At 43.4% G+C, this 15044-nt stretch carries 12 protein-coding genes; 10 read left to right on the plus strand and 2 right to left on the minus strand.

Annotated features, from left to right (window positions below; all coding sequences use genetic code 11):
- Positions 1–1416 (plus strand): 6-phospho-beta-glucosidase, encoded by a 1416-nt coding sequence (locus tag J2Z28_RS17195; RefSeq protein ID WP_211083426.1) that lies wholly within the window; start codon positions 1–3, stop codon positions 1414–1416.
- A gap of 114 nt (positions 1417–1530) precedes the next feature.
- Here the strand turns inward: J2Z28_RS17195 and J2Z28_RS17200 are convergent, their stop codons facing one another.
- Entirely contained in the window at positions 1531–2895 is a 1365-nt protein-coding gene (locus tag J2Z28_RS17200) for an alkaline phosphatase (RefSeq protein WP_415841486.1), read from the minus strand.
- A gap of 352 nt (positions 2896–3247) precedes the next feature.
- Between J2Z28_RS17200 and J2Z28_RS17205 the strand changes: the two genes are divergently transcribed.
- From J2Z28_RS17205 to J2Z28_RS17225, 5 genes are all read left to right on the plus strand, one after another.
- Complete coding sequence (locus tag J2Z28_RS17205; protein WP_211083427.1) at positions 3248–5062, plus strand: glycoside hydrolase family 43 protein; 1815 nt, start codon at positions 3248–3250, stop codon at positions 5060–5062.
- A 231-nt stretch (positions 5063–5293) separates the two neighbouring features.
- Positions 5294–5608: an ArsR/SmtB family transcription factor gene (locus J2Z28_RS17210; RefSeq protein ID WP_211083428.1), complete on the plus strand. Its 315-nt coding sequence runs from the start codon at positions 5294–5296 to the stop codon at positions 5606–5608.
- Positions 5605–8073 (plus strand): FAD-dependent oxidoreductase, encoded by a 2469-nt coding sequence (locus tag J2Z28_RS17215; protein WP_211083429.1) that lies wholly within the window; start codon positions 5605–5607, stop codon positions 8071–8073. The genes J2Z28_RS17210 and J2Z28_RS17215 overlap by 4 nt, the downstream gene beginning before the upstream one ends.
- A 254-nt stretch (positions 8074–8327) precedes the next feature.
- Entirely contained in the window at positions 8328–9146 is an 819-nt protein-coding gene (locus tag J2Z28_RS17220) for a MerR family transcriptional regulator (RefSeq protein WP_211083441.1), read from the plus strand.
- 24 nt (positions 9147–9170) lie between these two features.
- Complete coding sequence (locus J2Z28_RS17225; protein WP_211083430.1) at positions 9171–10343, plus strand: MFS transporter; 1173 nt, start codon at positions 9171–9173, stop codon at positions 10341–10343.
- Positions 10344–10547: 204 nt separating this feature from the next.
- Here the strand turns inward: J2Z28_RS17225 and J2Z28_RS17230 are convergent, their stop codons facing one another.
- On the minus strand, positions 10548–11030 hold the full coding sequence (locus tag J2Z28_RS17230; RefSeq protein ID WP_211083431.1) for a hypothetical protein: 483 nt from the start codon (positions 11028–11030) through the stop codon (positions 10548–10550).
- Positions 11031–11184: 154 nt separating this feature from the next.
- Here J2Z28_RS17230 and J2Z28_RS17235 point away from each other — a divergent pair, with 154 nt between their 5' ends.
- The 4 genes from J2Z28_RS17235 (at position 11185) to J2Z28_RS17250 (ending at position 14889) form a co-directional block, all read left to right on the plus strand.
- Positions 11185–11769 carry a TetR/AcrR family transcriptional regulator gene (locus tag J2Z28_RS17235; protein ID WP_342357512.1) on the plus strand — a complete coding sequence of 195 codons (585 nt, stop codon included), beginning with the start codon at positions 11185–11187 and terminating at the stop codon, positions 11767–11769.
- Positions 11770–11928: 159 nt separating this feature from the next.
- Positions 11929–12798, plus strand: a complete 870-nt coding sequence (locus J2Z28_RS17240; RefSeq protein ID WP_211083432.1) for an NAD(P)-dependent oxidoreductase — start codon at positions 11929–11931, stop codon at positions 12796–12798.
- A gap of 28 nt (positions 12799–12826) precedes the next feature.
- Positions 12827–13879 carry an LLM class flavin-dependent oxidoreductase gene (locus J2Z28_RS17245; RefSeq protein ID WP_211083433.1) on the plus strand — a complete coding sequence of 351 codons (1053 nt, stop codon included), beginning with the start codon at positions 12827–12829 and terminating at the stop codon, positions 13877–13879.
- Between the two features lie 56 nt (positions 13880–13935).
- Positions 13936–14889: an alpha/beta hydrolase gene (locus J2Z28_RS17250; RefSeq protein ID WP_211083434.1), complete on the plus strand. Its 954-nt coding sequence runs from the start codon at positions 13936–13938 to the stop codon at positions 14887–14889.
- Positions 14890–15044: the final 155 nt, after the last annotated feature.

Below are 15044 nucleotides of genomic sequence, written 5' to 3' on the forward strand. Positions count from 1 at the left end.
ATGAGTAAATTATCTGAAGACTTTCTTTGGGGAGGCGCTGCAGCGGCCAACCAGTTAGAAGGTGGATGGAATGAGGGCGGCAAAGGAGTCAGTGTTGCAGATGTCATGACAGCAGCAACACATGGCTTGGAGCGAAGAATTACACAGGGAATTGAGGAAAATGTATATTACCCTAGTCATCAGGCTAGTGATTTTTATACAAGATACAAGGAAGATATTCAGTTGTTTCATGAGATGGGATTCAAATGCTTTCGAACCAGCATCGCGTGGACACGGATATTTCCAAACGGAGATGAGACGGACCCGAATGAGGAAGGTATGCAATTCTATGATGACTTGTTTGACACCTGTTTGGCATACGGGATTCAGCCAGTAGTCACCATATCTCACTTCGAAATGCCATATCATCTAGTGACGGAATATGGGGGATGGCGCAATCGTAAATTGATTGATTTTTACTTAAACTTCTGCGAAGCAGTCTACACCAGATATCGGACTAAGGTTAACTACTGGATGACGTTTAACGAAATCAATATGATTGTGCGCAAGCCATGGAAACCGGGAGGCATTCAGTGGAACGATGGGGAAAACAAACTTCAGACCATGTACCAGGCTGCGCATTATATGCTGATAGCCAGTGCCAAAGCAGTCAAACTCGGTAAAGAGATCAACCCGGACTTTATGATCGGCGGCATGTTCCTTCATCCAACGTCATACGCAGCTACATGCAACCCTGATGATGTGCTTGCCCAGGTCAAAAAACTTCAACAAGCTTACTTCTTTCTAGATGTACATGTCAGAGGCAAATATCCACGCTCATATTATAGGTTCCTGAAGCAGCATCAATTGGAAATTGAAACTGCTCCTGAGGATGAATTGATTCTGAGAGAAGGAACCGTAGATTATATCGGATTCAGTTATTACTCCAGCTCTGTCGTTATGGCTAATCCAACCGATCAGGACAAGAGTGAGGGGAATGAAATAAGCGGTTATAAAAATCCGCTCTTGCCTGCCAGTGAATGGGGATGGCAGATTGATCCGGTAGGTCTCCGGATTACATTAAACTGGCTGTATGATAAGTATCAGATCCCGCTATTTATTGTAGAGAATGGTTTAGGCGCAGTGGATACGCTCGAAGAGGATGGGGCAGTGCATGATCCGTATCGGATTGATTACCTTAGACAGCATGTGAGTGAGATGAAAAAAGCTATTCTGGAAGACGGAGTTGAAGTGATAGGTTACACTCCTTGGGGTTGCATTGACCTTGTCAGTGCCGGAACAGGAGAGATGAAAAAGAGATATGGCTTAATCTATGTCGATAAAGACAATGATGGAAAGGGTTCATTAAAGCGAGTTAAAAAAGACTCTTTCTACTGGTATAAAGAATGTATTAAAAGTCAAGGGAAGATAATATAACACTTCGTCAAGTACACGAATGATCAATTAAAAGCCCTTGTCTCCATCGGCAACCAATGGAGAGAAGGGCTTAAGCTTTTTCAAAGATTACCCAAAATTTATTGGGGATTTTTTTTACTGATGCTTGCTGAGAATATCGAATATGATCTTGGCATTATCTGTGTTTTCGATCAAACCGGCGAAGCGATGATTTGCCGGGCCGTAGGCATAGACCGGAACATCTTCACCTGTATGCCCACCTGTTGTCCAGCCCGTAAATGAACGGTTATCAATAATTGCTTCAATGGCATTATCAATCTTTGTTACATCTGCACTTTGGGCTGCTTCTTTCACCGATTGAATCTCTTCCGGTTTCAACTCCAGTTTGAGATAACTTTTCAGTGTTTCTTCAACCGAAGCACCTTTTGCAATTTGTGCTGCCATGAAGTCAGGTGTGCGCAGTGCAGCTTTGATTGGGTCTACGAAGAAGTTGTATTCTCCGTCTTTTCCAAGCGTAAGTCCGCCCGTGGAGTGGTCGGCAGTAGCTACGACAAGTGTTTCACCGTCTTTTTTGGCAAAATCAATAGCTGCCTGAAATGCTGCTGCGAAATCATCCATTTCACTCATCGCGCCAACGATATCATTATCATGTCCTGCCCAGTCGATCTGGCTGCCTTCGACCATTAGAAAGAATCCTTTGTCGTTCGAACTGAGGCGATCAATCGCTGTATTGGTCATCTCAGCCAATGATGGAGTTGCAGCAGTACGATCAATCAACTTGTCCAGCCCTCCGTCCGCAAACAGTCCAAGAACTTGTTGATTCTTATCAGCAAGGAGAGAGGAACGATCCGTCACATAGCTGAATCCTGCCTTCTGGAACTCCTTCGTCAGATCACGACCCTCGCGTACAAAATTGGATTTCCCTCCACCCAGAAGTACATCCACCTTATGCTTGCCATTAATCAACTCATCATAATAATCGTCCGCAATAGCATCCATATTTTTTCGACTGATATCATGGGCACCAAATGCAGCTGGTGTGGCATGAGTGATCTCCGATGTAGCCACGAGTCCGGTGGACTTGCCGTTTTCTTTGGCCTGCTCAAGTACGGTTTTGACTTCCTTCTGCTCAGGGTCAACCGCAATGGCCGCATTGTATGTTTTCACGCCCGCGGACATAGCCGTTGCTGCGGAAGCGGAATCCGTCACATTTTGTTTATCATCATCCGGATAGGTCATTTGTGCTCCAACCAGATAAGGGTCGAATACGGTTTTATCCATGCCCTTCGTCGAAGGATCATCTTTCATATAACGGTAGGCGGAAGTATAAGAGGTCCCCATGCCATCCCCAATGAGGAAGATGATGTTCTTGATTTGTTTTTTCTCCACACTTACAGCTTGAACCGCACTTGCTTGTCCTGCAGACAAGAGAGTAGAAGCTGATACAGCCAGAGTCAGCGCTACCGCTGGTAATACTCTTTTGGATAATTTCACAATGATTCCTCCTCGTAATATCTCAACAACAAAAATGAATGCATGAATCTATATTCATTTGTTCATCATTAAGAAGATTAGCATTTATATGTAAATGAACACCAAGAACTTTGTATACCTGATGTAAATTAAACAAATACGGCGATAACTTTAATTTTTTTTGCATGAGGAGCAAGTCAAACATTCCAATTAGGACATATGTTTCCGGCGAAAGATTCACATGATCTTCTACATACGAGATTACAAAAATATACTCATCCCGCTGTTTTTGAAGTATGATACAACATAAGTAGAACGCTTTCATTTTTATATTACTGTTAGTATACAATCAATTTCATTTTCAGGAGGCTCTTTACCATTGACCAAAACAACTCAAAATTATGATGGGTATCTCTTTGTACATTTTATTGGCGAACAACCAGACGGAGAGCAGGTTTATTTCTCCTATAGCGAGGATGGCCTTCACTGGAAGGATCTTAATGGCGGCTCGCCTGTGCTGTTTTCCGACCTTGGAGAAAAGGGGGTACGGGACCCGTTTCTGGTTCGTTCAGTCAAGGAAAATAAATTTTATCTAATTGCTACGGATCTTCGCATCGCAAGCGGCAAAGGATGGACTCATGCCGTTAATGCCGGGAGCCGTGACGTAATTGTATGGGAATCTAGCAATCTCGTAAACTGGTCATCCCCATGGAACGTTACACTAGGTTTGGAGGGCGCTGGATGTGTCTGGGCACCAGAAGCTGTGTATGATGAAATAACAGATGAGTTTCTTGTATTCTGGGCTTCTGCGACGCAGGAACCTCAAGAGCAAGAACGAAAGCAAAAAATATACAGCGCTCGCACAAAAGACTTTCGTACGTTTTCTGCATCGGAAAAATACATTGAGCGGGATAATCATATTATAGATACAACGATTCTTCCTGCGGATGGCTCTTATTATCGATACTCCAAGGATGAAACAACCAAAAACATACGTGTAGAAAAAGGAGACTCTCTCGACAAAGGGGCGTTTGTTACGCTTCAAGCCCCGGTACTGGAGGCTGTGGCAGGTGTGGAGGGACCTCAAATCTTTAAATTCAATGACCGGGAGGAGTGGTGCCTGATTGTTGATCGATTTGCTGAAGGCAAGGGTTATCTTCCTCTGCTGACTACAGATCTGGGAAGTGGAGAATTCCGAATCGTCCCTGATGGTGAATTCGATATGGGAACGACTCAAAAGCGGCATGGAAGTGTCCTGCCAATCACAGCTGAGGAGTGCAGCCGGCTTCTCGCGGCTTTTGGGGATGGTCATCAGGTGCTTCCCGGACAATATGCCGATCCTGATGTCGCACAGTTTGAGGATCGTTACTATATGTATCCGACAACAGATGGCTTCGAGGGGTGGTCGGGGACACAGTTCAAGGTGTTTTCTTCTTCAGACCTGAAGCATTGGCAAGATGAAGGTGTTATCCTTGATCTGGGAACAGAGGATGTAGCCTGGGCAACCGGTAATGCCTGGGCACCGGCAATTGCTAGCCGTAACGGAAAGTTCTATTTTTATTTCTGTGGCAAAATGCTGAACGGCGAGAGTGCCATTGGCGTTGCTGTAGCAGATACACCGATTGGTCCATTCCTGGCCGAGTCACAGCCTTTAATCACAATGGAGCAGTTGAAACGTCTGGGCATCACCATGGGTCAGGCTATTGATCCTTCCATCTATGTCGAAGATGATGGAAGACCTTATCTGCTATTTGGCAATGGACATTCTGCCATTGTGGAGCTTGGTGAAGACATGATAAGTGTCGTGGAGGACACAATGAGCAATCTGGTGGGCTTGCATGATTTTCGTGAGGCGGTAACCGTGTTGAAGCAGGGTGGACTATACCACTTTACGTGGTCCTGTGATGATACAGGCAGCGAAGACTATCATGTGAATTACGGTACGTCAGAGCAGTTATACGGTCCAATTACCTATCGATACCCAATCCTGAGCAAAAATGTGGAGAAGGGCATGCTGGGCACAGGTCATCACTGTATATTTAATGAAAATGAAACCGGTCAATACCGGATTGCCTATCACCGTTTTGTCACGCCACTGTCCAGATTTTCCTCTGGAAAGGGTTATCACCGCGAAATATGTATGGACCCGCTTCTTTTTGGTAAGGACGGACTGATTCAGCCTGTCATACTCTAACAGAAGACGTTCAATTGAATCGCTATTTTATGAATACCTGATACAGCATGAATGCCTGTCAAATGTCGCTTTTAGCGGTTTTGGCAGGCATTTTTATCATCCACCTGGAACAAGCAAAGCCGTAGGGTTGAGCGGGTATGGAACTTATTGAACGTATTCACTCCAGAATACATTTGACAAGCAAATCAATAAAACGTATTATTACGATATAACGATTTAGGAGGAATACTTTTGAACACTCCCGCTTTTGACAGCAATAACATTAAACAGTTCGATGAACCAGCTAATCTGCTGAAAGCTTTGTCTCACCCCATTCGTTTATGCATTGTGCGGGGACTGATGATGAAAAAAAAATGTAATGTTTCTTATATTCAGGAATGTCTGGATCTTCCCCAATCAACAGTCTCACAACACCTCCAGAAGCTTCGTAGTGCAGGTATTGTTGCTACGGAGCGGAATGGTCTTGAAGTGAACTATGTGCTTGCCGATCAACGGGTTGAACAGATTATCAAAACTTTGTTTGAAAAGGATGATTGTGAATCATGACCAAAAAAGTACTTATTGTTGGCGGTGTAGCTGGAGGTGCATCTGCAGCTGCACGTCTTCGCCGTTTGGATGAACATGCTGAAATTATTATCTTTGAGAAAGGACCCTACATCTCATTTGCCAATTGTGGTTTGCCTTATTATGTAGGTGGCTCAATCGATGATCGAGAGCGTCTGCTGGTGCAAACGCCAAAAGGGATGGCAGATCGCTTTCGTATCGATGTGCGTACAAGAAGTGAGGTCGTAGCTATTGATTCGCAGAAGCGAGTGGTTAAGATACAATCTCAGGAGCGCGGTGCATATGAAGAAAGCTATGACGAGTTGATATTGTCACCAGGTGCAAAACCGATCATTCCCGATCTGCCGGGTAAGGACAATCCGCTAATTTATACCGTACGAAGTATTCCAGATATTGATCGGATCAAAGACCAGGTAAATTCTTCTAACAACCAATCTTCGATCGTCATAGGCGGTGGATTTATTGGCGTGGAAATGGCTGAGAATTTAAAGGAAGCTGGTCTGGATGTAACGCTGATTGAGGGGAACGCACAAGTACTCACACCCTATGATATCGAGTTAGCAGCCGCATTGGCACAGGAAATGGAGAATCACGGTGTGAACCTGCTGTTTTCCAAACGTGTTCAGGGATTTCATTCCCTAGAGAAGGGCATAGGGGTTGAACTTGCGGATGGTCACACGTTGACTGCTGACATGGTTATTCTTGCGATAGGCGTAACGCCGGACACCTATTTTTTGAAAGATAGCGGCGTTTCGCTGGGTGCACGTGGACATATTATCGTAAATGAAGCTTTAGAAAGCAGTGTGCCACATATCTACGCTGTTGGGGATGCGATCGAAGTAACGGAAACCATTCATGGTACGAAGGCAACGATACCACTTGCCGGACCTGCCAACAAACAAGGCCGTATTGTTGCCGATCGTATCGCAGGGCTTCCTTCTACCTATAAAGGAACACAAGGTACGTCCATTATCAAAGTCTTTGGAATGACCGCAGCCACGACAGGCAGTAATGAGAAAACACTACAGCGTCTCGGCGTGGAATATCAAACCGTTATCGTACACCCTGCTTCTCATGCATCGTATTATCCGGGTTCAAGCGCAATTACGCTTAAACTGCTGTTTACTCCGGAAGGTAGAATTTTAGGCGCACAAGCAGTCGGTTATGATGGAGTGGATAAACGAATTGATGATATTGCTGTAGCCATTCATTTCGGAGGACATGTCCGGGATTTGACAGAGCTTGAACTGAGTTACGCGCCACCTTATTCTTCTGCCAAAGATCCCGTAAATATGGCTGGATATGCAGCAGAGAATATGATTACCGGACGTGTTCAGACGTTCACCTATAATCAACTGGCTGATCGTCAGCCGGGGCAGTCGATACTTCTGGATGTACGCAGTGAAATTGAGCATCAAAATGGTCATATTCCGGATTCACTCTCTATTCCAGTTGATGAGCTTCGTCAACGATTACATGAATTAGACCCATTCAAAGAAATCTGGCTATACTGTCAAGTCGGCTTACGTGGTTACACAGCTTCGCAAATTTTGCGTCAGCATGGTTTTAGCGTAAAAAACTTGAGTGGTGGTTATAAAACATACCGTCAAGCCCAGTTTAAGCCTGCTCCATTTACTGCTGTAAAACAAGAGCAGCATGATCCTCTGATAGACGCTAAGGAAAAGGAGTCTATTCCCACTGCCTCAACACAGCCGCAACGTATTGATCATGAGTTGAACGTATGCGGATTAAGTTGTCCTGGTCCGCTAATTCAGGTTAAGCAGAAAATGGATCAACTCTCAAACGGAGAAACCCTTCGTGTGAAAGCTTCCGATCCAGGCTTCTATGAAGATGTCAAAGCATGGGCCACGATGTCAGGTTCCACAATCTTGCAGTTGGAAAGGCTGAAAGGCGGTACAATTGAGTCTGTTATTGGTAAAAATACAGCACAACCCGTATCGGATTCCCCCATCAGCGATCCTGCCAGCACGATGGTTGTTTTCAGTGGCGATCTGGATAAAGCGATCGCTTCACTCATTATTGCAAATGGGGCAGCAGCTAGCGGACGGAAAGTAACCCTATTTTTCACATTTTGGGGATTGAGTATTATTCGTAAGCAGCAGTCGCAGAAGTTATCCAAAACCATGATCGGCCTTATGTTTGATATGATGCTGCCTCGCGGGAGCCAGAAGCTGGGCATGTCCAAAATGAATATGCTCGGAGCAGGCCCGAAGATGATTCGTGGTTTGATGAAAAAACATCATGTGCCTTCGTTGGAAGAATTGATAGAGAGCGCTATTGAACAAGGAGTAGAGATCGTTGCCTGCCAAATGTCTATGGATTTAATGGGAATTCAGCGTGAAGAATTAATAGATCAAGTCAAAATTGGTGGTGTAGGTTACTATCTTGGACAAGCATCACAAGCCAATCATAATCTGTTTATTTAAAAAAATTAGTAATGCTGAGCAGGTAAATTGAATGAGTACCGAGAGGATGCCACCATGCGTGGCATTTTTTTGTTCAAAAATAATGAACGTTTCATTCAGAAACGGTTCTTTGACTTACATTTAACAGCAACATAGAGTGATGACAAGGACGGTGGTTGATTTAGCTAGGCAAATGAGAAGCATATATACCCTTGACTTTCCCCTGTACGGGAAACTATATACTCGCATTATGTTAAAAGATTGGAGATGATATGTTGTTCAAAATCAGTGCGTTTTCCAAGCTAAGTAGGGTCTCATTAAAAACACTGCGTTATTATGACCAGATTGGCATACTTAAGCCGAGAAAGGTAGATCACGATACGGGTTACCGTTACTATTCCGCAGATCAGCTTCTCGAGCTTAACCGAATCTTCATTTATAAAGAATTGGGGTTCACGTTGCCACAAATTACACAGCTGTTACAGGAACATATTACATTGGAGAATATTCAAGGCATGTTTAAGCTAAAAAGAAGCGAAATTCAGCAGATTATCGATACGGAACAGGCCAAACTCGTCCGGATTGAGGAACGCATGCAGCTTATAGAGGAAGAGGGGCACGTCGAAACTGGGCAAGAAATCCGAATCAAAGAGGAAGGGGCTCGGCAGTTTCTTTTTCAGACAGGGTGCGGGAGGGAAGAGGATATCCCGAGTTTGTTTCGTCAGTTTGATCAGTCAGTAACAAAAGAAATGCGCCAACTGATCGACGGACCTCAGGTTGTATTGTGGAAAGAAATCGCAGGACAAGAGGAAGAGTTCGAGTTTGAAATAGGTTACTTCTTAAGCTGTGAGCTGCGATCATCTCCCGACCCATTTCAACTGCGGACTCTTCCTGCTGAGCCCATGATGGCCACCATAGCTTATCGTTCCAATGCCACCTTTGCCTGTAAAGCCTGCGTTCATCTAGCTACATGGATTGAGAAGAATAACTATCAGATCAAGGAGAACGAAGCTGGTAGGGAGTTATACTTACCCTTATCTCAAGAACAAGATGCACAATTTATAGAAATACAAATTCCAATACTAAATAGATAACTGAAGAAGACGGAGTGGATTAAAGTGAAAAATAAATGGATTATATATATTTTGGCATTGGCTGTTTTTCTGATCGGAACCCTTGAATACATTATTACAGGAGTCATTGAAATGATCGCCTCAGACTTGAGCGTATCTACTTCCGAAGTGGGTTTACTGGTGACTGTATTCGCTCTGGCAGCGGCCATTATCGCTCCGATTCTCATTGCAATTACAATAAATATGGATCGCAAGAAGTTACTGTTGTCCGCCCTCAGTGTGTTTATTGCCAGCAACGGACTTATGCTTGTTGACCTTTCTTACGAAACTTTACTATGGGTACGAATTATTCAAGGGGCTAGCGGAGGAGTGGCTACCGTAGTAGCAATGGCCGTATCGACACGACTGGTTGAAAAAGAAAAAAGGGGCAATGCCATCGGCATCATTTTGATGGGGCTAAGCAGTTCGCTAGTGCTCGGTGTCCCATTGGGCACATTTTTTAGTGAAATGTTTGGATGGAGAGTTCTATTTATATTCATTGGATTGTTAAGTGTTCTTCCATTACTTATTATCTACAAAAAGGTTCCGGCAATCAAAGAGGAAGAAAAGATCACCCTCAGAATGCAGCTCTCCATTTTGAAAAATCCACTCATTCTGACTGCCTTGCTTATTACATTATTGTATATCGGCGGCTATTCGACACTGTTCACGTATATTACGCCTTTCTTGCAAGCTACATCCACTCTTACCATGACCGAGATAAGCGGTGTTCTGTTTCTCGCGGGAATTTGCAGCTTTGTCGGATCAAAAGTGGGCGGACAATTGGCAGATGCAAAGGGATCAAAGTTTACAATCTGTCTAGGCCTTCTGTTACAAGGCGCAACTCTTCTTTTGTTTGCTCTAGCTGGAGTTAATCTTATGATGTTAATCTTAGTTTTAATGATTTTTATGTTAGCAACGTGGAGCATATCTCCGGCCCAGCAACTATATCTGGTTACACTGGCACCTCGTAATCCCGACATTGCCCTTAGCGTAAATACGTCATTTATCCAATTTGGTTTTGCACTGGGATCTGGATTAGGTGGGATTGTGATCAGTCGTACGTCTGTCCTGTACTTAAATTGGTTGGGGTTCGGAGCTGTAGGAATTGCTTTACTTCTTGCCATACTGCTATTTAAGAAATCGAGAAGCAGGGCTGGAACTCCAGATCCAGTGTAATTTCAGTGATGGGTAATTCTTGCTTTTCAGTACTTGGCTTTTTTGAGATGCAATTATCGGTTATAAGTAAAATAAAAAAAGATCTCTTCAGCATTCACTGCTCAAGAGATCTTTTTGGTGTATAACAAAGTTATAACGAGAATCACATTACATCATCATGATAGATTAGAGCATGAATCCATTAACAAATTACTGTTATGGTGTCTAATGCCCACCTGTATTGGAAGCCCAGACAGGATACCAGCCTATGGCCGGATTTTCGTTGTTGTACAGTACCAGATTTCCGTCATTTTGCATGATGAGCACATTACCTCTAAGATTAGCTGGTACATTGTCTGCTCCATACCATGCCTTAGCCCACGCCAAATTATCCGACGTCCAATAAGGTGTGTTTTGCGGATCTGATATTTCCAACTTCCCGCTGAAATATCTAATCTGGAGTTTATGTATTCTCATGTCTTTAGTCTTGGAGTTCCATAGCATTGTACGTGTCTTGACATCCCAGAGCTGCGCATCGCCCCAGTTATCAAATTGAAACGAAAATCTATTATTGTCTGACACTAACCCTCTACCAGCGACATTATACATCGTGTCATAAATCAGGCGATCTCCACTGGCAGAAGTCACAGGAGAAAATGGAATCAAAAATATGAGCATGGCAAGACAAGATAAAAAGACTTTTTTCATAGAACATCCTCTTTTCCTTAATATGTTTTAAGTTACCTATCAAATATAGCATATATATTTCTTTAGTGGATAAATTTTCAATAACGATCAACAATCTGCAAGATTCTTTTTCTGGACTGATCAGTTCAGATATGTTATATTTCTGAAACGGGAGGTGTTACTTATCGCCAGGACTAAAGAATTTGACAGAAATCAAGCGTTACACCAAGCAATGTTGTTGTTTTGGAAAAAAGGATACGAGGCTGCTAGCATACCAAATTTACTAGAAGTGATGGGCATTAGCCGATCCAGCCTTTATGATACGTTTTCCGACAAGCAAACCTTGTACAGAGATGCCCTGGAGCATTATAAAAAAGGGAGTTCCAATAAGCAGACTATTCTTGAACAAGCATCAAACGTAAGAGATGGAATTCTTCAATTTTTTGAGTATCATATTGCTTCGGCATACGATACCAGCCTACCAGGCGGATGTTTTGTAACGAATACAGCTACAACATTGGAGTCACCAGATGAACAGATAAATGTCTTGATACAGACTAGTTTTTCGGATTTGGAACAAGCATTTTGTGAGCTTTTGGAGAAGGGCCAACAATCGGGAGAGATAGATAAAACAACAGATATCAAAACATTGTCTTATTTATTGCTGAATTTACATCAAAGCATAAATATTATGGCCAAAACAGGTCAAAATCCAGAACGTGCAAAAGAGATGATTAGCTTTGTAATTGCAGGGATATAATTTTTTTTAGCAATATTGGAATGATTGTTCCGTTATTATATTCCTCATATTTTGAAGGTGCCATTTGAAGAGTATCTGTAAGACCATAATTTTTTTAATCATTCCGGAACATTCATTCCGTTATAGAAACAATCCATCAACAATAAGGAGATGCAACCAATGAAGGTATCGTTTATTGGACTTGGAAATATGGGGCTTCCAATGGCACAAAACCTGTTGAAAGCGGGTTATGAATTAGTCATCTTTAATCGGACCCCTGAAAAAGTTGAACCATTAATAAAACAGGGAGCACGGTATGTCCAAACACCACTAGAGGCAGCGAAAGAAAGCAATCTTGTAATTACCATGTTATCTGATGATGCTGCATTGAGAGAAATTGTTGAGGGACCAAATGGAGTTCTGAACGGATTATCTGAAAATGGAATTCACGTATCTGCCAGTACAATCAGCGTAGATCTGGCTAGGAAATTATCCGCTTTGCATGCGGAGAGACACCAACATTTTGTGTCTGCCACCGTAATGGGGCGCCCGGATGCAGCTAAAGCAGCTACATTGCGCATTATTTTAGCTGGTCCGGAACATGCAAGACAACGAGTACTTCCCATGTTAACAGTACTAGGTCAAGAGATATTTGAGATTGGGGATTATGGCGAAGAAGGTAACATTGTCAAAATAGGCGTTAACTTTCTAATTGCTTCAATGCTAGAAGCATTGTCGGAAGCGCAGCTCATGGTTGAAAAGCACGGCATTAAGCCATCCCGATATATGGATGTTGTGAATGCTCTTTTTCAATCTCCGGTATATCAGAACTATGGCGCGATCATGACCGAACAGCGGTTTGAACCAGCCGGTTTTAATATGAAGCTCGGGTTAAAGGATGTTGCATTAGCTATCGAGGCAGCCAAGTCAGTTCAAGCTCCACTACCTTTAGGTCAGCTTATTCATCAACACCTCTCTGAAGGAATTACCCATGGTTATGGTGAGTTGGATTGGACGGCTTTAATCCGTTGTCTTGAGCATTCCTCTTAAGGAAAGAAAATATAAGGAGAGATTAATTATGGAAATAGGTGTTACTTCATTCGTAGAAACAAAGCCTGATACTAAGACCGGAGTTGTGATGAGTCACGCTCAGCGATTGCGAGAAGTCGTTGAAGAAATCGTCCTTGCAGATCAGGTAGGACTTGATGTGTTTGGCATAGGTGAGCATCATCGTGATGATTATGCAGCATCTTCACCAGCAATGGTGTTGTCCGCTGCCGCGCCCCTCACAAAACGGATTCGATTGACAAGTGCTGTGACGGTCCTATCTTCAGCAGATCCTGTCCGTGTGTTTCAGGATTTTGCCACACTTGACGGTCTCTCCAATGGACGTGCCGAGATTATAGCGGGTCGGGGTTCCTTCATTGAGTCCTTCCCACTGTTTGGTTATAACCTGCATGACTACGAGGATTTATTTAATGAAAACATTGAACTGCTTCTTAAATTACGGGAATCCGAGAAAGTAACATGGAATGGAGGCCATCGACCAGCGATACATAATCTGGGGGTATACCCGCGTCCTGTTCAGAATTCTATACCTGTATGGATCGGTAGCGGAGGTACTCAGGAGTCTGCCATACGTGCTGGAATTCTAGGTCTGCCACTAGTTCTGGCAATTATCGGTGGAAATCCAACGAAATTTGCGCCACTTGTAGAACTGTATAAAAAGGCGGCAACTCATGCTGGTCATGATGTATCGCAGCTTCGGGTAGGTTCACATTCTATCGGATTTGTTGCAGAAGATACAGAAAAGGCCGCAGAACTCTTTTTCCCGTCCACTCAGTACGGCATGAATAAACTCGGCAAAGAGCGGGGGTGGGCATATTATGATCGTTCCAGCTATGATGCTGCCCGCAGCTCTAATGGTGCGTTGTATGTAGGGGATCCGGAAACAGTTGCTCAAAAAATTATTCATCTTCGCAAGCATGTAGGAATTACACGTTTCATGATGTATGTTCCCTTAAGCACGATGCCACATGAGTTGGTAATGCGGGCTATAGAATTGCTCGGTAAAGAGGTTGCACCGCGAGTACGAGAGGAAATTTCCAAGTGGGAAGCTGAAATGAGATAAGAATTAACTAATAAACATAAATGAACGAATTCATTATTATATTTGGAGGAATTATCATGAGTATTGAGACACGTATATTACCAGAATTAAAAGAGGTCTATTCACAATTTCCAGGGTTTGAGTTGGAGAAAAATTTAGAGTGGAGCAGAGACTTAGTATCGGCTGCATCGGTGAGAAAATCAGAGCATGTAAACACAACCAGCCGGAAAATTCCGAGAGATGGAGGTGAGATGCTGGTCAAAATATATGAGCCTGCCGATCGAACGAATGATTTACTGCCAGCCATGTTATGGATTCACGGGGGCGGGTACGTGTTAGGACATCCAGATATGGACGACAAATTGTGCGAACGTTTTGTTCAGACAGCAGAATGTGTTGTCGTATCAGTGGATTATAGGCTCGCTCCTGAGCATCCTTATCCTGCGGCGATTGAAGATTGTTATGCTGGATTGGTATGGATGACGGAGGAGGCAACAATGCTTGGCATTGATGTGAATCGGGTTGCAATTGCCGGTGCTAGCGGTGGAGGAGGACTGACAGCAGCACTCGCGCTGATGGCACGTGATAAAGGAGGTCCGTCTATCATCTTCCAAATGCCATTGTACCCGATGTTAGATAATCGTAACATCACGCCATCTAGTCATGAGATTACAGAAGAGGGTTCAATCTGGAACCGAACGGACAACGTAGCTGCTTGGAATATGTACCTTGGTGAGGAGAACGATGTCATTGAAAGTTCTTCTTATGCAGTACCTTCTAGAGCAGAGAGCTTGGCCGGATTGCCGCCAGCCTATACTTGTGTAGGTCAGCTCGATCTATTCCGGGACGAGACGATGGAGTATGTGGCCCGACTAGCACAAGCAGGAGTGGATGTTGAATTTCACCTCTATCCCGGTTGCTTCCACCTTTTTGAAATTCTTGCTCCAGAAACAGAAGTGAGTCAACGCACTGTTCAGGGTTATATGGATGCAATGGCTCGTGCACTTCATCCCAATAGAACCCTTAATTAAGGATTGATGAATCAGAACCTTTTAGGTTAAAGAAAATTTATAATAGGAAACTTTATGTCAGAAGGGGCTGTCCCATAAGTCATAAAAATGGCTAGGGACAGACCTGTTTTCCAAATTGTAAAACAAAAAGAAGCCTTTCCTTGGTAAAATGGAAG

Origin of the sequence: Paenibacillus xylanexedens, assembly GCF_017874615.1 — a bacterium.
Taxonomy (GTDB): Bacteria; Bacillota; Bacilli; order Paenibacillales; family Paenibacillaceae; genus Paenibacillus; species Paenibacillus xylanexedens.

What these genes read in the sequence shown, in the direction of transcription:
- J2Z28_RS17195 (WP_211083426.1), top strand. Translation starts at nt 1, where the DNA reads ATGAGTAAATTATCTGAAGACTTTCTTTGGGGAGGCGCTGCAGCGGCC.
- J2Z28_RS17215 (WP_211083429.1), top strand. Translation starts at nt 5,605, where the DNA reads ATGACCAAAAAAGTACTTATTGTTGGCGGTGTAGCTGGAGGTGCATCT.
- J2Z28_RS17230 (WP_211083431.1), bottom strand. Translation starts at nt 11,030, where the DNA reads ATGAAAAAAGTCTTTTTATCTTGTCTTGCCATGCTCATATTTTTGATT.
- J2Z28_RS17240 (WP_211083432.1), top strand. Translation starts at nt 11,929, where the DNA reads ATGAAGGTATCGTTTATTGGACTTGGAAATATGGGGCTTCCAATGGCA.
- J2Z28_RS17245 (WP_211083433.1), top strand. Translation starts at nt 12,827, where the DNA reads ATGGAAATAGGTGTTACTTCATTCGTAGAAACAAAGCCTGATACTAAG.
- J2Z28_RS17250 (WP_211083434.1), top strand. Translation starts at nt 13,936, where the DNA reads ATGAGTATTGAGACACGTATATTACCAGAATTAAAAGAGGTCTATTCA.